A 23,204-nucleotide genomic window follows, 5' to 3' on the forward strand; every position below is an offset into this window, starting at 1 on the left:
AATGCACGAGGATCTTCGCGACGAGGCCAGCGCCGACTCCGGCATCGACGTGGTTCTGGTCACCGGCCTCTCGGGTGCGGGTAGGGGTACCGCGGCCAAGGTGCTCGAGGACCTGGGGTGGTACGTCGCCGACAACCTTCCGCCGGAGCTGATCGCGCAGATGGTCGAGCTGGGGCTGGCGGCCGGCTCACGGATCACCCAGCTGGCGGTGGTGATGGACGTGCGCTCACGCGGGTTCACCGGAGACCTGGACTGGGTGCGCAACGAGCTCGCGACCCGCAACATCGCGCCGCGGGTGTTGTTCCTGGACGCTTCGGACGAGAGCCTGGTGCGCCGCTACGAACAGAACCGCCGAAGTCACCCATTGCAGGGCAATCAGACTCTGGCAGAAGGCATTGCGGCCGAGCGCGCGCTGTTGGCCCCCGTCCGCGCGTCGGCCGATCTGGTGATCGACACCTCGACGCTTTCGGTGCCCGCGCTGCGCGAGAGCATCGAGCGCGCCTTCGGAGGCGAAACCATCGCCCACACGAACGTCACGGTCGAGTCCTTCGGCTACAAGTACGGGTTGCCGATGGATGCCGACACCGTGATGGACGTCCGGTTCCTGCCGAACCCGCACTGGGTGGACGACCTGCGCCCGCACAGCGGCCAGCATCCCGCGGTCCGCGACTATGTTCTCGGGCAACCGGGTGCAGGCGACTTCCTGGAGACCTATCATCGGCTGCTCGACGTAGTCATCGACGGATACCGTCGCGAGGGGAAGCGATATATGACCGTCGCCATCGGATGCACCGGCGGCAAACATCGAAGCGTGGCGATCGCCGAGGCACTGGCGGCGCGGCTGCAGGGCGGTGATGACCTGACGGTGCGGGTGTTGCACCGGGATCTGGGGCGCGAATGACTTCATCTGATTCGCGGCTCGCCGCGGCGCGGATCGTTGCGCTCGGTGGTGGGCACGGGCTCTATGCGACCCTGTCGGCGGCGCGCAGGCTGACGCCGCACGTGACGGCCATCGTCACGGTCGCCGACGACGGCGGCTCGTCAGGGCGACTGCGCAACGAGCTGGATGTCGTGCCACCGGGTGATCTTCGAATGGCGTTGGCCGCTTTGGCATCTGACAGCCCGCACGGCCGACTGTGGGCGACGATCATTCAGCACCGGTTCGGTGGCAGCGGGGCGCTGGCCGGGCATCCGATCGGCAACCTGCTGCTCGCCGGCCTCAGCGAGGTGTTGGCCGACCCGATCGCCGCACTCGACGAACTGGGCCGCATCCTCGGCGTGAAGGGTCGCGTGCTTCCGATGTGCCCGATGGGGCTCGGCATCGAGGCCGACGTGGCGGGTCTGGAATCTGACCCTCGCATGAGTCGGGTGATTCGCGGCCAGGTGGCGATCGCCACCACCGTGGGCAAAGTCCGTCGCGTGCGGCTGCTGCCGGGGGATCCGCCCGCCACCCGACAGGCCGTCGACGCGATCATGGCCGCGGACCTGGTGGTGCTGGGCCCCGGCTCGTGGTTCACGAGCGTGATCCCGCATGTACTGGTTCCCGAGCTCGCGGCAGCGCTGCAGGCGACTGCGGCGCGCCGGGCGTTGGTGCTCAACCTGGTGGCCGAACCGGGGGAGACGGCGGGCTTTTCTGTCGAGCGACACATTCACGTGCTCGCGCAGCATGCGCCCGACTTCACCGTGCACGAGATCATCGTCGACGCCAGTCGGGTGCCCAGTGAACGCGAGCGCGAGCAACTGCGTCGGACCGCGAACATCCTTCGTGCTCAAGTTCAGTTTGCTGAGGTGTCCAGACCTGGTACACCTTTACATGACCCGGCGCGCTTGGCCGCGGCATTGGAGAGTGTGCGTCTTCGCGGCGCCGCCGCTCCGGCGCCGGCAGTGCCCACGTCGACAGCGAATGGACCGAGAGGTGACGACCCGTGGCGATGACAGCCGAGGTCAAGGATGAGTTGAGTCGGCTGATCGTCAATTCGGTCAGTGCTCGGCGCGCCGAGGTGGCCTCCCTGCTGCGATTCGCCGGCGGACTGCACATCGTTTCGGGCCGCGTCGTCGTCGAGGCGGAGGTCGATCTCGGCATCATCGCGCGGCGGCTGCGCAAGGACATTTACGACCTGTACGGCTACAACGCCACAGTGCACGTCGTGTCGGCCAGCGGAATCCGCAAGAGCACCCGATACGTGGTCCGGGTGGCCAAGGACGGCGAGGCGTTGGCCAGGCAGACCGGTCTTCTCGATCTGCGGGGCCGACCCGTGCGCGGGCTGCCGGCTCAAGTTGTCGGCGGCAGTGTGGCCGACGCCGAAGCCGCCTGGCGCGGAGCATTTCTGGCGCATGGATCACTCACTGAACCGGGACGCTCGTCGGCGTTGGAAGTCAGCTGCCCGGGTCCTGAGGCGGCGCTGGCTCTCGTCGGCGCCGCCCGCAGGTTGGGGGTGAGTGCGAAAGCGCGTGAGGTGCGCGGTACCGACCGGGTGGTGGTGCGCGACGGCGAGGCGATCGGTGCGCTGTTGACGCGCATGGGTGCGCAGGACACCCGGCTGACATGGGAAGAGCGCAGGATGCGGCGCGAGGTGCGGGCCACCGCCAACCGGCTGGCCAACTTCGACGACGCGAACCTGCGGCGCTCGGCACGGGCGGCGGTCGCCGCGGCAGCGCGCGTGGAACGGGCGCTGGAGATCCTCGGCGATACGGTGCCCGACCACCTCGCCGCCGCGGGCAAGCTGCGCGTCGAGCACCGGCAGGCGTCGCTGGAGGAGTTGGGCCGGCTCGCCGATCCGCCGATGACGAAGGACGCTGTGGCGGGCCGCATTCGGCGGTTGCTGTCCATGGCCGATCGCAAGGCCAAGCAGGACGGGATTCCGGACACCGAGTCGGCCGTCACGCCGGACCTGCTCGAGGACGCCTAGCGCCGACCGGCCACTTGTCAGGCGCATTTCGGTGAAAGGCGTATGACAAGCGCTCTCTCGGCCGACAATTCACTTGTGTCCGCGGGTGTCCCGCCCACCGGCGTCGTGACGTTCCTGTTCACCGATATCGAGGGCTCGACCCGTCGGTGGGAGTCCGACGCGGATGCCATGCGGGTCGCGCTTGCTTGCCATGACAAGGTGTTGCGCTCGGTGATCGAGGCGCACGGCGGGTATGTGTTCAGCCACAGCGGGGACGGTGTCGCGGCCGCGTTCGCGTCGCCGAGCGCCGCGGTCGAGGCCGCCGTCGATGCCCAGCGTGAATTGGAATTGCCGGTGCGCATGGGTGTCGCAACCGGTGAGGCCGAGGCTCGCGACGGCGACTACTTCGGCACGGTACTCAACCGCGCGGCGCGGGTGATGGCGGCCGGGCACGGCGGCCAGATACTCGTGGCCGAGTCGACGGCAGGGTTGCTCGGTTCGTTCGATCTGCTGAATCTAGGGCCCAAGCGCTTGCGCGATGTCACGCATCCCATCACCATTTTTCAGCTGCAGGCGCAAGGCCTTCCGTCTGAATTTCCGCCGTTGCGTACTTTGGATGCCGACCGAGGAAATCTCCGACCTGTTGGAGCACCTTTGGTCGGTCGCGATGACGAAGCGGCCGGCATCGCGGTGGCGTTGCGCACCAATCGTTTCGTCACATTGACCGGCGTCGGAGGAGTTGGCAAGACACGGCTGGCACTCGAGGTCGCCGGGCGGTTGGCCAACGACTTCAGTGACGGTGTATGGGTTTTCGAGCTTGCATCCGTGACCGACGCAAGCGCCGTTCCTGATTCGGTCGCAGCGGTTCTCGGTATCGCGCAGCAACCCGGCAAGAGCGTGGGCGAATCGGTCGCGGCTGTCTTGGAGAACCGGAACCGGCTGCTGATCTTCGACAATTGCGAGCATGTCCTCGATGCAGCTGCCGAACTCGTGGAAGCCATTCTCGCGCACTCCGCGACCGTGAGCATCCTCGCCACGAGCAGGGAAGGTTTGGGCGTCGCCGAGGAGAAGATATGGCCCGTCCACTCACTGCCTGACGATGCGGCGGCGGACTTGTTCGTGGAACGCGCCGGAAGCCTGGCTCCCGGTGCCGTCGTGGGCGATACGGAAGTGGTACGGGAGATCTGTCGCCGCCTCGACGGCATCCCGCTGGCGATCGAACTCGCTGCCTCCCGTGTTTCCGCGATGACATTGACCGACCTCCGAGACCGCCTCGACAAGAGATTCAGGCTCCTCGTGGGGTCGCGGCGAAGCCTGGAAAGGCATCAGACACTTCGGCACGCAGTCCAATGGTCTTACGACCTTCTCGATGACGACGAGAAGGAACTACTAGAACGGTGCTCGGTGTTCGCCGGAGGATTCGACATCCGAGGCGCCGGCGCGGCAGCGGGACGCGAGTCTGTTGACGAGTTCTCTGTTGTGGATCTTCTCGATTCCCTGGTGCGCAAGTCGCTGCTTACGGTCGACCGATCGGCGGACCGGACTCGGTTCTCCATGCTCGAGACCGTCCGCCAGTTCGCCGAGGAACAACTCGCCGCGCGCGGGGCGGCCGACGATGCACGATTCGCCCATGCTCGCCACTTCGCGCAGCTCGAAAGCACGATCTTGTCCTTGTGGGACAGTCCTGGGCAGCGAGACGCGTACCGTTGGCTGTCCAGCGAATTGGCCAACCTGCGCAACGCTTTCCGCTGGGCGGCCGACAACGGCGACATCGACATCGCCACGACGATCGCAACCTATGTGGGGCTGCTCGGCATGGGTGTCGAGAACTACGAGCCGGTCGGGTGGGCCGAGGAGATGCTCAAGCCTGCCGTCGCTGCGGAGCACCCTCGAGTGCCGAGTCTGTATGTGATCGCCGCGGTGTGCTGGATGGCCGGTAGGTTGGAGAACGCGCTTCGGTATGCCGAGGCCGGTGGAGCCGAGTTGGCGCAAAACCGCAACGCGCCACCGTATGGAATGGAGGGCTGGCTTGGAGCGGCCTACCTCCCCGCGGGAGAGCCCTTGCGGTGGGCTGAAATATGTCGAGCCCAACTCGAACGGCGCGGCGATGACCATGTGTACATACGTGGTTGCCGCGTGTTCGCTCTGGCCTTCGGAGGACTGATCGACGATGCGATGGAAGCCACGGTAGGGCTGATCGAAGCAGGGGCCGCAACCGGTAATCCTTACATGCACACATTCGCTATCGCCGCCAGCTCATATCCCCTCCATGCCAAACGCTCCAGTGCCGGCGTGCAGGCTTGCCGCGAGGGTCTGGCTCTTGCCCTCGACAGCGACAATCGTTTCAACGCATCGATTCTCGCACTCGCCATGGCCAGGTTCGAGGCGTTGGATGCTGTCACCGAAGAGGCGCTCGAGCATCTGACATTGGTCATCCGCAATTACCACGATTCGGGCAACGTCGAAAGTATCCGCAGCCCACTTGCCGTACTGAGTACATTCCTCGACCGCCTAGGCCGTCATGAACCGGCGGCCATCATCAGCGGGTTCTCGTTGAGCCCTCTGGCTCAGGTGGTGCTTCCCGAGTTCATGACGTCCATCGCCCACCTTCGCGCAGTGCTCGGTGACAATACCTACGAATCACTGGCAGCCAGAGGCGAGTCGATGACGATGGCCGTCATCGTCGCGTTCGCCTACCGCGAAATCGACCAAGCCCGAGAAGAACTCCGGTCGACATGAATGCGCCATCGGGAGTCGTGACATTCCTGTTCACCGACATCGAGGGGTCCACTCGTCTGTGGGAGTTCGACGCGGACTCCATGCGCGTAGCGCTCGCTTGCCACGACAAGGTGTTGCGGTCGGCGATCGAGGCGCACAACGGGTTCGTGTTCAAGCACACCGGCGACGGAGTTTGTGCCGCCTTCTCATCTCCGAAATCGGCTGTGGAGACAGCGCTAGCCGCGCAGCGAGAACTCGACCTACCGGTTCGCATGGGCATCGCAACAGGAGAAGCGGAGCTTCGTGGCGGCGACTACTTCGGAAGCGTGCTCAATCGCGCCGCACGAGTGATGGCGGCCGGCCATGGGGGGCAAGTCCTCATAGCCGATTCCACTGCAGGGCTTCTCGGCGGTGTCGACCTCCTCGATCTGGGTCCGCGTCGGTTGCGCGACGTATCGGTGCCGGTCACGTTGTTTCAGCTGAGGGCGCCCGGATTGCGCACGGAATTCCCGCCACTTCGGACACCTGACACGGGCGGCGGAAACCTACGCAGCGTGCCCTCCGAACTGATCGGACGGCACACCGACGTCGTAGAGCTCGCGAGCATGATCCGAACTCGGCGATTGGTCACTTTGACCGGTGTGGGCGGGGTCGGCAAGACACGGTTGGCGCTTGAGGTTGCAGAGCAGATGTCCAGTGATTTCCCGGATGGCGTATGGGTTTTCGAGCTCGCCGCCGTCAACGATGCCGCCGCCGTGCCCGATGCCGTGGCGGCGGTGCTCGGGGTGACCCAGCAGCCCGGCAAGTCGATGAGCGATTCGATTGCGACCACGCTCGAGGGCCGCCTGCGCCTTCTCGTCTTCGACAACTGTGAGCATGTGCTCGACTCGGCCGCGAGCCTCATCGAAGCGATCCTTGCGTCCTCGACCACTGTGAGAGTGCTTGCCACGAGTCGCGAAGGCCTCGTGCTGAGGGACGAGCAGATGTGGCCGGTGCGGTCGCTGGACATCGATGCCGCCGTCGATCTGTTCACTCAACGCGCCCACAATGTCGCCCCAACCTTGGCGCTCGATGACGGACCGGTCGTTCGGGACGTATGCCGGCGTCTCGACGGCCTGCCGCTCGCGATCGAATTGGCGGCGTCACGGATTTCATCCATGGGGGTCGAAGAAATCCGAGATCACCTCGACCACCGGTTCAAACTGCTGGTCGGGTCTCGTCGAGCGCTGGGCCGCCACCAGACACTGCGCAACGCGGTGGCATGGTCGTACGACCTGCTGAACGACGTGGAAAAGCGACTGCTTGAACGTTGTTCGGTCTTCGGGGGCGGCTTTGATCTGAAAAGTGCCTGTGCCGTGGCAGGTTCCGATGATGCGGACGAGTATACGACCCTTGATCTGTTGGATTCGTTGGTCCGCAAGTCTCTGCTGGCTGCCGACAGAGCGGTGGTTCCGACACGGTTCTCCATGTTGGAGACGATCCGCGAGTTCGCCGAAGAGCGGCTCGCCGCCGCCTCGCAAGCAGAGCAGGCGCGAGACCGGCATGCACGCCATTTCGCGGCGCGATCGGCAAGCGTGATCGATCTGTGGGACAGCCCCCGCCAAAGCGAGGCCTATGACTGGTTCATGACGGAACTGCCCAATCTCCGCATCGCCTTCCGCTGGGCGGCCGATCACGACGACATCGACACCGCCGCGGTTATCACCACGTTCGCCGGTTTCCTCGGCATGTGCGTCGAAAACTACGAGCCGACGTCGTGGGCCGAAGAGATTCTCGAATCGGCCGAGGTGGCCCGCAATCGGTGCCTCGGATACCTGTATGTCATCGCGTCGCTGTGCTACTTCGTGGGACGGATCGAGGACGGCCTGCGTTATGGCGATGCCGGCAATGCGACCCTGCGCGATGACGGTGGTGGCTGGCAGGCGCCCTTCATCAGCATCCAGTGCAATCTCGGTGGTGCCTATCTCTCGATCGGCCGCCCGGACCTGTGGGTCGACGTGTGCCGAGCGGAGCTCGAGCTGGGGCACGATAGGCGCTCATTCGTCAGGTCAAGCCTCGCGATGGCGCTCTCCGTCGCGAACCGTTCGGCGGATGCCATGGCCCTCACGGCCCAACTGTTCGACGATCCCGAGACAGAGCAAAATCCGTACGCGTGGTCATACGCGCTTCTGGCGTATGGATACGTGTGGCGGGACACCGACCCCGCAGCCGCGCTCGCGGCGCTGCGCCGCGGTCTGAAAATCGCGCAGGACCACAAAGTTCGGGCGAACGAGTCCATTCTGGCGATGACGCTCGGCCGCGTGGAAGCCGAGCACGGCGATCCGCTCGCAGCACTGGACTGCATTGCTCTTGCCATCCGCAATTACCGCGACTCGGGCAACGTCGCCGTGATCGGTGTGCCGTTCGCCAACCTCGCCGTCCTTCTTGACCGGCGTGGGAGGCATGACGAAGCCGCGACGCTCCTGGGCTTTGCACACAGCCCCATGACGGTGGTGACGGTTCCGGAGATCGAGGCCACCGTTACGCACCTGCGGCAGGTGCTGGGTGACGAAAGGTACGAAGCGCTCGCCCGACGCGGGAAGTCGATGACGACATCGGCCATCGCGACCTACGCGTATACGCAAATCGACCAGGCCAGGGCGCAGCTGCAACAATTACGGTAATTTCATGGAGACACTGAGAGTCGGAGTGGCAGAGCCCGACCCTCCCTTCAATTCCACGAGGGAGGGGACGCACGACGACGGTGGCCTCGACATCGACCTGATGCACGCACTCGGCGAGAAGGTCGGCGCGACAGTCGAATTCATACTGTACAGCGGTGCCGACTTCGACGGCATCTTCGACGGTATCGGATCGAAGTACGACTGTGTCGCGGCGGGAACCACCGTCACACCGGAACGCGAGAAGAAGGCGGCGTTCCTGCCTCCGTACCTCATATCCGGTCAGGCGCTGGCCGTCGACACCCGCCGGTTGCCGCGCGTAACGTCCGTCGAAGACCTCGAAGGCCTGACCATCGGCGTGCAGCAGGGGAATACCAGCCAGCCGATTGCCGAGCGACTTGTCGCCGATGGAAAGGCAGGCGGGGTCCGTCTTTACGGGTACGGCGCGATACACGACGCGTTGGCCGATCTCTCAACCGGTGGCTGCGACGCCATCATGAAACTCGCACCGGTGCTGACAGAACTGGTGAGGCCCCTTCCTGGGGTCGAAGTGGTGCAGCGCGGCATCACCGTCGAAGACATCGCGGTCGCCGTGGGGCGCGGAGATCAGGCGCTGCTGGGGAGACTGACCGTCGCGCAGGCCGAGTTGGAAGCCGACGGCACTCTGCAGGCGATCCGTCGCAAATGGCTCGGCAACCCGTACGCCGACCAGAAGCTCGGAGCGCTCTGACGGCCGGCGTCCGGCTACCCGGCGCCCGCCATTCGCCATGCCACCTCGGCGCCTTCGTAGTCGGCGTCGCGTGCGGCTTCGTGAATCGCGACTGCATTCACCCGGCAGATGTCCTGAGATCCGGGCGCCTGTCCGATCAGTGCTGACCAGGTGGCACGTGGCCGCTATCACACCACTAGGCTGGCGGTCGAGCACTACACGTTGAGGCGACTAAGGGAGAGACCAGTGACCATCCGGGTAGGCGTTAACGGCTTCGGCCGCATCGGGCGCAACTTCTACCGGGCGCTCGCCACGCAGAAAGCCGAGGGCAAGAGCACCGACATCGAGATCGTCGCTGTCAACGATCTCACCGACAACGCCACCTTGGCGCATCTGCTGAAGTTCGACTCGATCCTCGGCCGCTTCCCGGCGGAGATCAGCCTCGAGGGCGACGACACCATCGTCATCGGCGATCAGAAGATCAAGGCGCTCGAGGTCAAAGAGGGCCCGTCGGCCCTGCCGTGGGGCGACCTAGGGGTCGACGTGGTCGTCGAGTCCACCGGCATCTTCACCAAGCGCGACAAGGCGCAGGGCCACCTCGATGCCGGCGCCAAGAAGGTCGTCATCTCCGCACCTGCCACCGACGAGGACATCACGATCGTTCTGGGCGTCAACGACGACAAGTACGACGGCAGCCAGAACATCATTTCCAACGCCTCGTGCACCACGAACTGCCTCGGCCCGCTGGCCAAGGTGCTCAACGACGAGTTCGGCATCGTCAAGGGCCTTATGACGACTGTCCACGCCTACACGCAGGACCAGAATCTGCAGGACGGCCCCCACAAGGACCTGCGCCGCGCCCGTGCCGCCGCGCTGAACATCGTTCCGACCTCCACCGGCGCCGCCAAGGCGATCGGGCTGGTCCTGCCCGAACTGAAGGGCAAGCTCGACGGCTACGCACTGCGCGTGCCGATCCCCACGGGTTCGTGCACCGACCTGACCGCCGAGCTGTCCAAGTCGGCCACCGCCGATGAGATCAACGCGGCGTTCAAGGCCGCCGCGGACGGTCCGCTCAAGGGCATCCTCAAGTACTACGACGCGCCGATCGTGTCCAGCGACATCGTCACCGACCCGCACAGCTCGATTTTTGATGCGGGGCTGACCAAGGTGATCGACAACCAGGCCAAGACCGTGTCCTGGTACGACAATGAGTGGGGTTACTCCAACCGGCTGGTCGACCTGGTCGCCCTTGTCGGCAAGTCGCTGTAACGCCGTGGCTTCGTCTTCCATCAAGACTCTGGAAGACCTTCTCGGTGAAGGTGTTTCGGATCGGGGAGTACTCGTTCGGTCGGACCTCAACGTCCCGCTCGACGATGACGGCAACATCACCGACCCGGGTCGCATCACCGCGTCGGTGCCCACGCTCAAGGCGCTCTCCGACGCCGGCGCCAAGGTGATCGTCACCGCGCATCTCGGTCGGCCCAAGGGCGGACCCGACCCGAAACTGTCGCTCGCTCCGGTCGCAAAGGCATTAGGGGAGCAGCTCGGTCGCCACGTGCAACTGGCCGGCGACGTCGTGGGTACCGATGCGCTGGCCCGCGCCGAAGGATTGACCGACGGCGATATCCTGCTGCTGGAGAACGTCCGTTTCGACGCCCGCGAGACCAGCAAGGACGATGCCGAACGGATGGCGTTGGCCCGACAACTCGTCGAACTCGTGGGTGAAGACGGTGCATTCGTCTCCGATGGCTTCGGGGTGGTGCACCGCAAGCAGGCGTCGGTGTACGACGTCGCGACCTTGCTCCCGCACTATGCGGGCACCCTGGTGGCCGCCGAGGTCAAAGTGCTCGAGCAGCTGACCACCTCCACCGATCGGCCTTACGCCGTCGTGCTCGGCGGGTCCAAGGTGTCGGACAAGCTGGCGGTCATCGAGTCACTCGCAAAGAAGGCCGACAGCCTGATCATCGGTGGCGGCATGTGTTTCACCTTCCTTGCCTCACAAGGTGTTTCGGTGGGCAGCTCGCTGCTCGAAGAAGGCATGATCGAGACGTGCCGGAAGTTGCTTGACACCTACGCCGACGTGATCCACGTTCCGGTCGACATCGTGGTGGCAGACAAGTTCGCCGCCGATGCGACGGCTGAGGTCGTCGCCGCGGACAAGATTCCGGACGACAAGATGGGTCTGGACATCGGGCCCGGCTCGGTCGAGCGGTTCACCACGCTGCTGTCCAACGCCAAGACCGTCTTCTGGAACGGCCCGATGGGCGTCTTCGAGTTCCCGGCCTTCGCGGCGGGCACCAAAGGCGTCGCCGAAGCGATCATCGCGGCGACCGGGAAGGGTGGCTTCAGCGTGGTCGGCGGCGGCGATTCGGCTGCCGCGGTCCGTCAGCTCGGCCTGGACGAAGAGGGCTTCTCGCACATTTCCACCGGGGGCGGGGCCTCGCTGGAATACCTTGAAGGCAAGAAACTGCCCGGCATCGCTGTTTTAGAAGAAGAGTGAGAGGTCCTGGAATCGTGAGCCGCAAGCCGCTGATCGCCGGCAACTGGAAGATGAACCTCAACCACTTCGAGGCGATCGCGCTGGTGCAGAAGATCGCGTTCGCATTGCCTGCGAAGTACTTCGACAAGGTCGACGTGACGGTGATCCCGCCGTTCACCGACCTGCGCAGCGTGCAGACCCTGGTCGACGGCGACAAGCTACTGCTCACCTACGGCGCGCAGGATCTCTCCGAGCACGATTCCGGCGCCTACACCGGCGACATCAGCGGCGCGTTCCTGGCCAAGCTGGGATGCACCTTCGTCGTCGTCGGACACTCCGAGCGGCGCACCTACCACCACGAGGACGACGCCGTGGTGGCGGCCAAGGCGGCGGCCGCCTTCCGGCACGGGCTGGTGCCCATCATCTGCATCGGCGAGCAACTCGAAGTGCGCGAGGTGGGCAACCACGTCGAGCACAACGTCGAGTCGCTGCGCGGGTCGCTGGCGGGCCTTTCGAACGAACAGATCGGCCAGGCCGTGATCGCCTACGAGCCGGTGTGGGCCATCGGCACCGGCCGGGTGGCCAGCGCCGCCGATGCCCAGGAGGTCTGCAAGGCGATCCGCGACGAGCTGGGCAAGCTGGCGACGCCGCAGGTGGCCGCCGGTGTTCGCGTGCTCTACGGCGGGTCGGTCAACGCCAAGAACGTCGGCGACATCGTCGCGCAGGAGGACATCGACGGCGCTCTCGTCGGGGGCGCCTCGCTCGACGGCGAGCAGTTCGCCACCCTGTCGGCCATCGCGGCCGGCGGCCCCCTGCCCTGACCGTCCGATTGGTGAGCATCGCCGTCGATTAGGTAGTCTTGCGCCCATGGAATTGGCCCTGCAGATCACCCTGGTCGTGACCAGCCTCCTGGTCGTGCTCCTGGTGCTGCTGCATCGCGCCAAAGGCGGCGGTCTGTCCACGCTCTTCGGCGGCGGCGTCCAGTCCAGCCTGTCGGGGTCGACGGTGGTCGAGAAAAACCTGGACCGGCTGACGTTGTTCGTCACCGGCATCTGGCTTGTCTCGATCGTCGGCGTCGGGCTGCTCATCAAGTACAGCTGATTCCCAGCACCTCGCCGTGCGGGCCGACTGTGGCCCGTCGATACTTGAGTCATGTCTGAGATCGCCGGGCTCGAACCGATAGGCGCGGTCAGGCGGACCAAGGTGGGGCGTGACGCCACCGAGCCGATGCGCGAGGACATCCGTCTTCTCGGCGCGATACTCGGCGACACCGTGCGCGAGCAGAACGGCGACGAGGTTTTCGACCTCGTCGAGCGCGCCCGCGTCGAGTCGTTCCGGGTGCGCCGCTCCGAGATCGACCGCGCGGAACTGGCGGGGATGTTCGACGGCATCGACATCCGTCATGCGATCCCGGTGATCCGTGCTTTCACCCACTTCGCCCTATTGGCCAACGTCGCCGAGGACATTCACCGAGAACGTCGTCGGGCGATCCACGTCGAAGCGGGCGAGCCGCCGCAGAACAGCAGCCTTGCCGCCACCTACGCCAAACTCGACGCCGTCGACCTCGATTCCGGCACCGTCGCCGAAGCCCTTGCCGGGGCGATGGTGTCGCCAGTGATCACTGCGCATCCGACCGAGACGAGGCGCCGCACGATCTTCGACACCCAACATCGCATCACCGAACTGATGCGCTCACGCCTGCACGGGCGCAGCGATGCCGACGGTCGCGACATCGAGGTCGAACTGCGTCGCCACATCCTGACTCTGTGGCAGACCGCGCTGGTTCGGTTGTCGCGCTTGAAGATTCAGGACGAGATCGAGACAGGTCTGCGGTACTACCCGGCCGCGTTCTTCGATGTCATACCGCAGGTGAACGCCGACGTCCGCAATGAACTGCAGGCCCGTTGGCCCGATACCGGGCTGCTCGACGAGCCGATCGTGCGGCCCGGGTCGTGGATCGGCGGGGACCGGGACGGCAACCCGAACGTCACCGCTGACGTCGTCCGGCGCGCGACCGGCAGAGCCGCCTACACGGCACTGGACCACTACTTCACCGAGATCACCGCGCTGGAAGAGGAGCTGTCGATGTCCGCGCGGCTGGTGCGAATCAGCGACGGGCTCGAAGCGCTGGCCGCCCGATGCGAGGAACCCGCGCGGGCCGACGAGCCTTACCGGCGAGCGTTGCGCGTGATCCACTCCCGGCTGACGTCGACGGCGAAGGAGATTCTCGACGAGCAGCCCGAGCACGAACTCGATCTGGGGCTCGAGCGCTACGAGTCGCCCGCCGAGTTGCTCGCGGACTTGGATGTGGTCGATAGCTCGCTGCGGAGCAACGGTAGCGCGGTCTTGGCCGACGACCGACTGGCCAGATTGCGGGAGGCGGTGCGCACGTTCGGGTTTCACCTCTGCGGCCTCGACATGCGGCAGAACTCCGATGTGCACGAGGAGGTCGTCGCCGAGCTGTTGGCGTGGGCGGGTGTGCACCAGGACTACGGCTCGCTGAGTGAGGAGGACCGGGTAGAGCTGCTCGCGGGTGAGCTGTCGACCCGTCGGCCGCTGGTCAAAGCCGGCGCGGAACTGTCCGAACTGGCCCGCAAAGAACTCGACATCGTCGCGGCGGCCGCGCGGGGGGTGCGGGTCTTCGGGTCTCGGGCGATTCCGAACTACATCATCTCGATGTGCGAGTCCGTGTCGGACATGTTGGAGGCGGCGATCCTGCTCAAAGAGGTCGGGCTGCTCGATGTCTCGGGGGAGAGGCCGTATGCCCCCGTCGGCGTGGTGCCGTTGTTCGAGACCATCGACGACCTGCAGCGTGGCTCGTCGATTCTCGAAGCGGCGCTGGATCTTCCGGTGTATCGGTCGATCGTGTCGGCGCGCAACGCGAGCCAGGAGGTGATGCTCGGCTACTCGGACTCCAACAAGGACGGCGGTTATCTCGCGGCGAACTGGGCGCTGTACCGGGCGGAACTGGACCTGGTGGAGTCGGCGCGCAAGACCGGAATTCGGTTGCGCCTCTTTCACGGTCGCGGTGGCACCGTGGGTCGAGGCGGTGGGCCGAGCTATGACGCCATCTTGGCCCAGCCTCCTGGCGCGGTGAACGGATCGCTGCGCCTCACGGAGCAGGGTGAGGTGATCGCGGCGAAGTATGCCGAACCGCAGGCCGCGTACCGCAATCTCGAGACCCTTCTGGCCGCCACGTTGGAGGCCACGCTGCTCGATGTGGAAGGTCTCGGTGATGAGGCCGGCCCAGCCTACGAAGTGCTCGACGATCTGGCCGCACGCGCTCAGCGCGCTTACGCCGAATTGGTGCACGAGACACCGGGATTCGTGGACTACTTCAAGGCGTCGACGCCGGTGAGCGAGATCGGCGCGCTCAACATCGGTAGCCGGCCGTCGTCGCGCAAGCCGACGACGTCGATAGCGGACTTGCGGGCGATCCCGTGGGTGCTGGCGTGGAGCCAGTCGCGGGTGATGCTGCCCGGCTGGTACGGCACGGGCACGGCTTTTGAGGAGTGGATCGCCGAGGGTCCGCAGTCGGAGGAGGACCGCGTAGAGGTGTTGCGGGACCTGTACCGGCGGTGGCCGTTCTTCCGTACCGTGCTGTCGAACATGGCGCAGGTCATGGCCAAATCGGACCTGGGGTTGGCGGCCCGCTATTCCGAGCTGGTCGACGACGAGGAGTTGCGGCGGCGGGTGTTCGACAAGATCGCCGCCGAGCACGAGCGCACCATCCGGATGCACAAGCTCATCACCGATCAGGACGATCTGTTGGCGGACAATCCGGCGCTGGCCCGTTCGGTGTTCAACCGCTTTCCGTACCTGGAACCGCTGAACCATCTCCAGGTCGAGTTGCTGCGGCGCTACCGGTCCGGGGACGACGACGAACTCGTCCAGCGCGGGATCCTGCTGACGATGAGCGGGTTGGCAAGCGCCCTGCGCAACAGCGGCTGACACGGGTCAAGCGTTGACACTGCTGCCGTGAGGTGTCACAGTCGAAGCGTCTTAAGTGAAAACATGGTTTTCATTTAAGCTTGCGCGACGGTTGGAGAGACTCGTGGGCGACGCGAACCCGATGGCGTGGCTGCCGTTCTCCGTTGCCCAGGCGGGGCTGACCGGCCCGGGTAGCGACGGGGGTGAGCTGGCCCCGGCATGGGGGCATCTGTTGGATCGCTTGAGGACCGCCGGCTCGATCGTCTCGTCCACCGACGTCAACCGAAACAACGTCGACTACGCATCCGGAATGCGCCACTTGTTGGTGCTGTTGGCCGTCGGCATCGACGAGGCGCTGCGGGCCGAACGTGATCCGGTGTTGGCGGTGACCCGCACAAGCACCGATGACGTGCTGACGTGGGGCATGGAGTGCCCGGACTGTCTCTACCTGCGAGCCACGCTGCGCAACGGCGAGACATACCGACTGTTCGGAAATCGGGGCACGGCACGGTATGTCGGTCTGCAGACCATGGACGGGATCGCGTCCACTTCCAATTGCCTGGTCGATGAGCTCGAACCGGACGCCGACGGGAATTTCGAAGTGGTGCTCTCGGCCGATGAACAACCGGGCAATTGGATGCGACTGGACGGCGACCATCCCACTCTGGTGGTGAGGCACTTCTTCTACGACTGGGAAACGGAGAAGCCCTCCTCGCTAAAGATCGAGCGCATCGGCGATGAGGTCGAAGCGGGGGACCGGCACGCAGCGACCGGCGTGGCCGTCGCACGCCAGATCCACGCGCTGGGGGACTTCGTCCACGACAACCTCAAATTCTTTCTCGACTTCAACGCGGGCCCGCCGGCCAACGGGTTCATGCCTCCCATCGACCGCTCCGATATCGGTGCGGCAGCGGAGAACCGCCCCGTCATCGGTCGCTACGAACTCGATCCCGGCGAGGCATTGATCATGGAGGTCGAACCACCGCGCGGCGTGTACTGGAGTTACTCGCTGGGCAACCCGTGGTGGGAGACCATCCATTACGGTCGGCATCAGTCCAGCCTCAACGCCCACCAAGCGACGATCGACGCCGACGGGATTCTGCGAGTGGTCGTCAGCCCGCGCGATCCCGGCGTCGCCAATTGGCTTGACACGGCGGGGCACAGCAACGGGGCGATGATCCTGCGGTGTGTGCGCACGGAGACCGCGCCGACCCCGGATGTACGAGTGGTCAAGTTCGCCGATGTCCGCTCCGAACTGCCTGCCGACACCGCGACCGTCAGTCCCGAGCAACGTGCGGCCGTCATCGCGGCGCGGCGGCGTGCGGTCCACGAAAGATTTTCCGCATGACCTTCATCGTGGACGAACTCGAGGAAGGCGCCCGGCTGGCCACCGGCCTCGACGACTTCGGTTCGCCCTACTACCGCGAGGGTTTGGAGCGCACCGTCGACGCACTGAACAATGAAGCAGACCTCAACGAGATGGGAAACGTCATTCAGCATGCGACCATCAGCAACGCACTCATACAACGGTTGCGGATCGTCGAAACCTATCGGCAGCATCCCGAGATCGACGACGAGGTCGTCGGTGGCCCGGTGTTCGTCATCGGGTTACCGCGAACCGGAACGACGGCGCTGAGCCAACTGGTCGCCAGTGATCCGCAGTTTCGCTCGCTGCGGATGTGGGAGTCTCAGGCGTGCACTCCGCCACCGGAAGCGTCGTCTCAGCACGACGATCCGCGGATCGCCGAGGCGGCCGAGTCGATCGCCATGATGGACAGCATGTTTCCGCGCATGCGGACCATGATGAATTCGGAGCCGGAGGCTCCCACCGAATGCCAGGACCTGATGGGCATGAGCTTTCGCACGTTCCACTTCGACGGGGTGGTGCGGGTGCCCGGGTACCTCGCCTGGCTGATGCAGTGCGATATGCGCGAGACATACGCTTTCCACCGCCAGGTGCTCAAACTCCTGCAGTGGCATTGCCCGCCGACGTTATGGCACCTGAAGACGCCGGTGCACATGTTCTCGCTCGGCGCTCTTGTCGAGGCGTATCCGGAGGCGAAGTTCTTGTGGTGCCACCGCGATCCGGCGAAGGTACTCGGCTCGGTGTGCAGCTTGATCCGGTACGTCCGCAGTTGGAGCAGCGATCGCGACGACCCGCATGAACTGGGCGCCGAGCAACTCCAGTGCTGGGTCGAAGCCGTAAGGCGCGCAATGAACTTCCGGAAGCGCTTCGGAGATGACCGGTTCACCGACGTGTCGTTCGCCGACTTGAACGCCGACCCGATCGGCGCCCTCGAGAACAGTTACGAGCGGCTGGATCTGACATTCACCGACGAAGCGCGCAGGCAGGTGCAGGAGTGGGCGGACGGCCACCGTCCCGGCGCGCGCGGCGAGCACACATACGAGCTCGCCGACTACGGTTTGACTCCCGAGCAGGTGCACGAAGCCTTCGCCGACTACCTCACGAGTTACGACGCCACCGCGTGATGGAAACGGTAGCCCGGCGGAGACGCAAGAAGATGGACCCCGATCCGGGCGTACGCGACGCTCTGGTCCGCGCGGCCACCGAGATTCTTCGCGAGGAGGGCATCGCATCGGTCAACGTGGCCCGGGTACTCGAGCGAGCCGCGTTGAGCACACGTGCCTTCTACCGCCATTTCGGTTCCAAAGACGAACTGGTGTCTGCGGTCTTCCTGCAATTGGCGCGCACCGAGATGCGCAGGCTGACGCGGAACATGGCCGCGGCGGCCGACCCGGTTGAAGCGGTAGCGGCATGGATCGACGGGCGCCTGGATCTGGCGTTCAATCAGGAGATCCGAACAGACTTGCGGCGAATGTCGCTCGAGGCGCAGACGCAGATGTCCTCGGCGCCCGAGTTGGTCGGCGATGCCTACCGTGAGATCCTCAAGCCCCTCGTCGAGCAGCTCGAGAAGGGAAGGGCCGCCAGGCTTTTCCCGGGTATCGATCCGGTGGCCGACGCGTTGTCGATCCACGGCGCGATCTGGGCGAGCGTCGAACGCCAATGGACGACCGGCGATGGCGATCAGCGCGCGGTGCGCGAACACATCATCCGCTTCTGCATGCGCGGACTCGGCGTAGCAGAACCCACGCGAAGGTGAATCGATGGACTTGGGTCTAGCAGGATCGGCTGCCGTCGTGACGGGCGGCAGCAAGGGTATGGGCCTGGCGATAGCGACGACGCTAGCGCAGGAGGGGGCCCGGGTCGCGGTGATGGCCCGGGGCGTCGAAGCCCTCGACGCGGCCACGGCGACGCTTCGCGAGGCGGGTGCGCCCGACGCCGTCGGAATCAGCGTCGACATGGCCGACCCTGAGTCCATTACCGCCGGCTTCGACACCGTCGCCCAGCGATGGGGGGAGATCAACAGCCTGATTCACACGGTCGGGCCGGGAGACGGATACTTCGAAGATCTCGACGATGCACAGTGGGAGCAGGCTTTCACCCTGGGCACGATGGCGGGTGTCCGGGCGATCCGGGCCGCGTTGCCGATGCTGCGGGCCGCGGAGTGGGGCAGGATCGTGACGCTCTCTGCGCACTCGATACAGCGCCAGAACCCGCGGATCGTCGCGTACACCGCGTCGAAGGCGGCGCTCAGCAGCGTCACCAAGAATCTGTCGAAAAGCCTTGCCAAGGACGGAATTCTGGTCAACTGCATCTGCCCCGGCACGATCGTGACGGCAAGCTTCACCGAGGCACTCAAGGATATTCTGGCCGCCGACGGGCTCGACGCCACCGACCCGACCGATGTGATGACCTGGATCGACAACAATTTCCATCAACCGTGCGATCTCGGCCGGGCCGGCCTGCCCGAGGAGATCGCGTCGATCACCGTCTATCTGGCGTCGAGGCGCAACGGCTACGTCACCGGAGCCACCGTCAATGTGGACGGCGGCTCCGATTTCGTCTGAGCCTCGCCGCCACTAGAGACCTGCGGAGCGGCGCACCTTGTTGACTGCGCCCCGCACCACCTGCTCCGTCGCGGCGAGCGGCGAGATCACCGACTCACCGAGGCCGACGATGCGTTCCACCCGCCCGACGATGCCCTCCATGCGGTCCACGACGGCGTTCAGACGCGGCGCGAGCTGATTGATCTGGTTGATCGTCTCGTTGAACCGCTCCAAGGTGGCGTCGAGGTTGGCGGTGGAGCTGTTGAGGTCCTCGAGCGTCTCGCTCAGCCCCTCCAGGATGGTGTCGACCTGCTCGACGGTGACGTCGGCGTTCAGCGCCGCCTGGGCGAGCTTCCTGATGCGTTCGGGTCCGGTGCGCACCGGCTTACCGCCCTTGTCTGCCATGACCGTCATTATGACGGCAGTAGGGGAACCGCTGGGCGTAACCCGTCGTCTGAACAGATGTGAACCAAGACGAAACCGCGTCCCGGCAGTGCCCCGTGGATCCGCGAATGGTCATGGCCGGATCGGATACCAGGACCGCAAGGGCCGACTACGACGCAGGCTTTCGCGACGGTCACGACGATGATCTCTCGGTCCTCTCGGGCTGAACGCTGGTCAGAACGGCGGTGGTTCGTCGTCCCTGGCGAGCCGTTCGGCTAGCAAGAACTGAATGCGGCGGTTGCGCGCGGCGTTGTGCTGACGTTCCAGCGCAATCCGATACGCCTTGTCCTCTGCGCGGGTCCGCCTGCGGGTTGGCATCTTCGCGCCGCGATGAAGGTCGTCTGGTCCGCTCGGGTGCGATGCCACCGTGATGTCGCCCGTGGGCCGACCCAGCTGTTCGAAGAACTCGGCACCGCCGGGGGTGGTGGTGTACGTCTGCCCGTTGGGCGCCGTCCATATGACAGTGCCGTCCGCGAATTGTCGGTCTGACCACCCGTCGGAGCCGCACCAGAAAGTCTTCAGCAGATGGTGAAAGCCGCAGAGCAGCTTCAAGTTCGACGGATGAGTGGGCCCCATTGGGTACGGGACCGTATGGTCGATCTGGCACGCGGATGCGGGCACATCGCAGCCGGGAAAGCGGCAGGTCAGGTCGCGCCATCGGATGAAACGAGCCAACGCCGCAGACGGCCGGTAGCCCTCCTCGGCGCAGGGTTCGGGTAGCGGAACCGGGCGCACCTGCGCGGTCGCGATCATCTCGCGCAACATCGAGGCGGGCACCGCGCCGAAGCCTGGCAGGTACCCCGGATTGTCCGACCGGCCCTCGATCGTGGCCTGCTCGGCGATGACATTGATGACGACCTGACTCGTAGGCCCGCCGGGGGACCTGTTCTGGCAATCCTCGGCCCCGCAGCCGCACTCGAGCCGCATCTGCCCCGCGCTCATCGCCGTCATCGCGTCCGCACGGCGCTGCGAAACGGTGCGCGGATCGTCGCGGCATACGGTTGCAGCGATCTCATCGAGTCGCGTGTCGAAAGCCACGCCGTCGGCGAAGGCGAGTTTGGCCCAGACCCCGACCATGCCAGGACCGATCGGACCGACCTCGACGTAGCGGTCGTCGTTGGGCGGCTTCGGTTCCCGAACCCCGTCCGGGTCGAACTTCTCCACCCACATATCGATGCGTTCGTGCAGTTTCGGCCCGGACAGCTTCATCCATTTCGGCGACCATTTCGCGAAGGCCGCATCGAGCCGGGCGAGGCGATCGTCGTCCTTGACGTTGGAGCTGCGGTTGACCAGCGCGGTCATCATCCGAAAGTCGATCTGCCCACGCGCGAAGACCTCGGCGACCTTGGGCAAGCGCTCGTGCAGGTCGATGGCGTAGTGCAGGCGACTGGCGGCTCGCCCGCGGCTGATGTTGAGCGCCGCCGCGACCTCGGCGACCACATTGGCGTGGCCGTCGATCGCCCAATTCGCTCGTTCGTCGTCGTCCTCGGGGGCGCGGCGGGCGTAGAGCTCACCGATCGCCATGAGTTCACGGCCGCTGGCCGCGCTCTGCTCGCGCGAAGACGCGGTGATGGACTCAACCACCGCCGCGTCGTCGAGTGCTTCGAACATGTGTGCGATACTACTCGCGACCACCGACAGGTCGCGCGTCCGCTCCTTCGATGACGCACGTCCGTTCCATCGGGGGGAATGCACCTCGTTACCGGAACGAAGGCGGGCCGTGAGAACTTTCGTCCGACGGCACACCGCCTCGATCAGTTGGTCAACAGGATCAGCGGAGGTAGATACAGCTCCATCGCCTCAATCAGCCAAGCTTGCTCGCCGCGGCCTCGTCGAGCAGCCACACGGTCGCCTCACGGCCCACCGCGCCCGCCGCGGGCACGTCGTCGGCGTCAGCGCCGCCGATCGCCGCCGCGACCGCGTCGGCCTTCCCCTCGCCGGAGACCACCAGCCACACCTCCCGCGACCGGCGAACCGCGGGCAGCGTCAACGTGATTCGCCGCGGCGGCGGCTTGGGGGAGTCCTCGACACCGACCACCAGGCGCTCGGTCTCACGCACCGCGAGGGTACGGGGGAACAGCGAGTTGATATGGCCCTCGCCGCCCATTCCGAGAAGATGTACGTCGAAGTCCGGGGCGGGCTCGCCGCTCTGGGCGTTGGCGGCCAGCACCTGCTCGTATGCGGCCGCGGCAGCGTCGAGGTCGTCGCCGAACTCCGCACCGCTGGCGGCCATCGGGTGCACGTTGCCGGCCGGGATGCTCACACGATCCAACAGCGCCTCACGGGCCTGCTTGTAGTTGCGCTCGTCATCGTCTGCCGGCACGAAGCGATCGTCACCCCAGTAGAGATGCACCTTCGCCCAGTCGATCTCGGTGCCCTTCTCCGCCACGCGCTTGAGCAGCTTGGTACCGGTGCCCCCGCCCGTCAGCACAATGTGCGCTGAGCCCCGCTTGTCGAGGGCCGCGATGATGGCTGCGACAAGCCGATCACCTGCGGCCGCCACCAGTGTCGCGGTGTCGGGATGACGCTCGATGGTCGCGGTCATGCGTATTGCACCTTATCGATTCCCTGCAGGGCTTCGTGGTAGATCTCATCGGGGTCGAGCCTGCGCAAATCCTCGGCCAGGCACTCTCTGGTTTCCCTGCGCGCTAACGGGATTCGCGCCTCGGGCCGGTTGGTTCGGCTCAGTGTCGCGGTGACGCCGGTCTGCGGCCGACGCAGAGTGATCGTCTCACCGTCGCGCAGCAGCTCTACTTTCAGCTCGCCCACCTCGCGATGCACCGGACCGTCGATTCGAGCGGCGAGCCAACCCGCGAGCACATCGAGCGACGGCTCGTCCCGTAGACCCGACACCACCGCAGAAGCGATCGGCGCGTGCGGTTCCTGGTCGACGGCCGCGGCCAGCAGGGCCCGCCAGTACGTGATCCGCGCCCAGCAGAGGTCGGTATCCCCGGCGGTATAGCCGGCCAGTCGGCCTTTGATCGCGGACAACGGATCGGAGCACTGCGTCGCGTTGGTGATCCGCCGAATCGCCAATCGCCCCAACGGATCCTTGGCGGGTACCGCAGGCCCGCCAGCCGGCCACCACGCCACCACCGGCGTATCCGGCAACAGGAAGGGCAGCACCACGGCGCTCGCGTGGTCGGCGAGTTCGCCGTGCAGGCGCAACCCGACGATCTCCCCGGCGCCGGCGTCCCCGCCGACGCGTAGTTGCGCGTCCAACCGCGCGTCGCCGGCGTTGCGGTCCCCGGGCACCACGATGATCACCCGGCAGGGGTGCTCGCGGCTGGCGAAGTTGGCGGCTTCGATGGATTCTTCGAGCAGCTCGTCGGAGTCGAGCGAGACCACAAGGGTGAGCACTCGGCTCAACGTGATCGCGCCGCCCTCCTCGCGCAGATCGGTGATCTTCTTGTTGATGTCGTTGGTGTTCGTGTCCGGCAGGTCGACAATCATTGCTGTCGGCTCCT

At 65.7% G+C, this 23,204-nt stretch carries 19 protein-coding genes; 15 read left to right on the plus strand and 4 right to left on the minus strand.

What is annotated here, in order from left to right; translation table 11 throughout:
• The first annotated feature begins 1 nt into the window (after nucleotide 1).
• The 15 genes from rapZ to CEX87_RS07850 all read left to right on the plus strand — a co-directional run bounded on the left by rapZ (nucleotide 2) and on the right by CEX87_RS07850 (nucleotide 19,314).
• Nucleotides 2-901: an RNase adapter RapZ gene (rapZ, locus tag CEX87_RS07780; protein ID WP_198957181.1), complete on the plus strand. Its 900-nt coding sequence runs from the start codon at nucleotides 2-4 to the stop codon at nucleotides 899-901.
• Nucleotides 898-1,935, plus strand: a complete 1,038-nt coding sequence (gene yvcK / locus CEX87_RS07785) for a uridine diphosphate-N-acetylglucosamine-binding protein YvcK (protein ID WP_064419845.1) — start codon at nucleotides 898-900, stop codon at nucleotides 1,933-1,935. The genes rapZ and yvcK overlap by 4 nt, the downstream gene beginning before the upstream one ends.
• Nucleotides 1,932-2,909 (plus strand): DNA-binding protein WhiA, encoded by a 978-nt coding sequence (whiA, locus tag CEX87_RS07790; protein ID WP_094286752.1) that lies wholly within the window; start codon nucleotides 1,932-1,934, stop codon nucleotides 2,907-2,909. The genes yvcK and whiA overlap by 4 nt, the downstream gene beginning before the upstream one ends.
• A gap of 75 nt (nucleotides 2,910-2,984) precedes the next feature.
• A complete protein-coding gene (locus CEX87_RS07795; RefSeq protein WP_233151311.1) occupies nucleotides 2,985-5,627 on the plus strand; it encodes an ATP-binding protein in 2,643 nt (880 codons plus the stop codon).
• Nucleotides 5,628-5,644: 17 nt separating this feature from the next.
• A complete protein-coding gene (locus tag CEX87_RS07800) occupies nucleotides 5,645-8,269 on the plus strand; it encodes an NB-ARC domain-containing protein (RefSeq protein WP_332888877.1) in 2,625 nt (874 codons plus the stop codon).
• 4 nt (nucleotides 8,270-8,273) lie between these two features.
• On the plus strand, nucleotides 8,274-8,996 hold the full coding sequence (locus CEX87_RS07805; RefSeq protein ID WP_094286618.1) for an ABC transporter substrate-binding protein: 723 nt from the start codon (nucleotides 8,274-8,276) through the stop codon (nucleotides 8,994-8,996).
• A gap of 225 nt (nucleotides 8,997-9,221) precedes the next feature.
• On the plus strand, nucleotides 9,222-10,244 hold the full coding sequence (gap, locus tag CEX87_RS07810) for a type I glyceraldehyde-3-phosphate dehydrogenase (RefSeq protein WP_094286620.1): 1,023 nt from the start codon (nucleotides 9,222-9,224) through the stop codon (nucleotides 10,242-10,244).
• Nucleotides 10,245-10,248: 4 nt separating this feature from the next.
• The gene (locus CEX87_RS07815) at nucleotides 10,249-11,475 is read left to right on the plus strand and encodes a phosphoglycerate kinase (protein WP_233151312.1); all 1,227 of its coding nucleotides are present in this window, start codon (nucleotides 10,249-10,251) and stop codon (nucleotides 11,473-11,475) included.
• Between the two features lie 14 nt (nucleotides 11,476-11,489).
• Nucleotides 11,490-12,275, plus strand: a complete 786-nt coding sequence (gene tpiA, locus CEX87_RS07820) for a triose-phosphate isomerase (protein ID WP_064395473.1) — start codon at nucleotides 11,490-11,492, stop codon at nucleotides 12,273-12,275.
• Nucleotides 12,276-12,321: 46 nt separating this feature from the next.
• The gene (gene secG / locus CEX87_RS07825; RefSeq protein ID WP_064395474.1) at nucleotides 12,322-12,555 is read left to right on the plus strand and encodes a preprotein translocase subunit SecG; all 234 of its coding nucleotides are present in this window, start codon (nucleotides 12,322-12,324) and stop codon (nucleotides 12,553-12,555) included.
• A 51-nt stretch (nucleotides 12,556-12,606) separates the two neighbouring features.
• On the plus strand, nucleotides 12,607-15,405 hold the full coding sequence (gene ppc, locus CEX87_RS07830; RefSeq protein ID WP_094286624.1) for a phosphoenolpyruvate carboxylase: 2,799 nt from the start codon (nucleotides 12,607-12,609) through the stop codon (nucleotides 15,403-15,405).
• A 103-nt stretch (nucleotides 15,406-15,508) separates the two neighbouring features.
• A complete protein-coding gene (locus CEX87_RS07835) occupies nucleotides 15,509-16,732 on the plus strand; it encodes a DUF1214 domain-containing protein (protein ID WP_233151313.1) in 1,224 nt (407 codons plus the stop codon).
• Nucleotides 16,729-17,874 carry a sulfotransferase family protein gene (locus tag CEX87_RS07840; protein WP_094286626.1) on the plus strand — a complete coding sequence of 382 codons (1,146 nt, stop codon included), beginning with the start codon at nucleotides 16,729-16,731 and terminating at the stop codon, nucleotides 17,872-17,874. The genes CEX87_RS07835 and CEX87_RS07840 overlap by 4 nt, the downstream gene beginning before the upstream one ends.
• Nucleotides 17,874-18,506: a TetR/AcrR family transcriptional regulator gene (locus tag CEX87_RS07845; protein ID WP_094286628.1), complete on the plus strand. Its 633-nt coding sequence runs from the start codon at nucleotides 17,874-17,876 to the stop codon at nucleotides 18,504-18,506. Before CEX87_RS07840 ends, CEX87_RS07845 begins: the two co-directional genes overlap by 1 nt.
• A 4-nt stretch (nucleotides 18,507-18,510) precedes the next feature.
• A complete protein-coding gene (locus CEX87_RS07850) occupies nucleotides 18,511-19,314 on the plus strand; it encodes an SDR family NAD(P)-dependent oxidoreductase (RefSeq protein ID WP_094286630.1) in 804 nt (267 codons plus the stop codon).
• A 12-nt stretch (nucleotides 19,315-19,326) separates the two neighbouring features.
• Here the strand turns inward: CEX87_RS07850 and CEX87_RS07855 are convergent, their stop codons facing one another.
• The 4 genes from CEX87_RS07855 to opcA form a co-directional block, all read right to left on the minus strand.
• The gene (locus tag CEX87_RS07855) at nucleotides 19,327-19,698 is read right to left on the minus strand and encodes a hypothetical protein (protein ID WP_064395637.1); all 372 of its coding nucleotides are present in this window, start codon (nucleotides 19,696-19,698) and stop codon (nucleotides 19,327-19,329) included.
• 213 nt (nucleotides 19,699-19,911) lie between these two features.
• The gene (locus CEX87_RS07860) at nucleotides 19,912-21,348 is read right to left on the minus strand and encodes an HNH endonuclease signature motif containing protein (RefSeq protein ID WP_094286632.1); all 1,437 of its coding nucleotides are present in this window, start codon (nucleotides 21,346-21,348) and stop codon (nucleotides 19,912-19,914) included.
• Nucleotides 21,349-21,541: 193 nt separating this feature from the next.
• The gene (pgl, locus tag CEX87_RS07865; RefSeq protein WP_094286634.1) at nucleotides 21,542-22,282 is read right to left on the minus strand and encodes a 6-phosphogluconolactonase; all 741 of its coding nucleotides are present in this window, start codon (nucleotides 22,280-22,282) and stop codon (nucleotides 21,542-21,544) included.
• Nucleotides 22,279-23,190 carry a glucose-6-phosphate dehydrogenase assembly protein OpcA gene (gene opcA, locus CEX87_RS07870; RefSeq protein WP_094286636.1) on the minus strand — a complete coding sequence of 304 codons (912 nt, stop codon included), beginning with the start codon at nucleotides 23,188-23,190 and terminating at the stop codon, nucleotides 22,279-22,281. Before opcA ends, pgl begins: the two co-directional genes overlap by 4 nt.
• Nucleotides 23,191-23,204 lie beyond the last annotated feature (14 nt).

Origin of the sequence: Mycobacterium lehmannii, assembly GCF_002245535.1 — a bacterium.
Taxonomy (GTDB): domain Bacteria; phylum Actinomycetota; class Actinomycetes; order Mycobacteriales; family Mycobacteriaceae; genus Mycobacterium; species Mycobacterium lehmannii.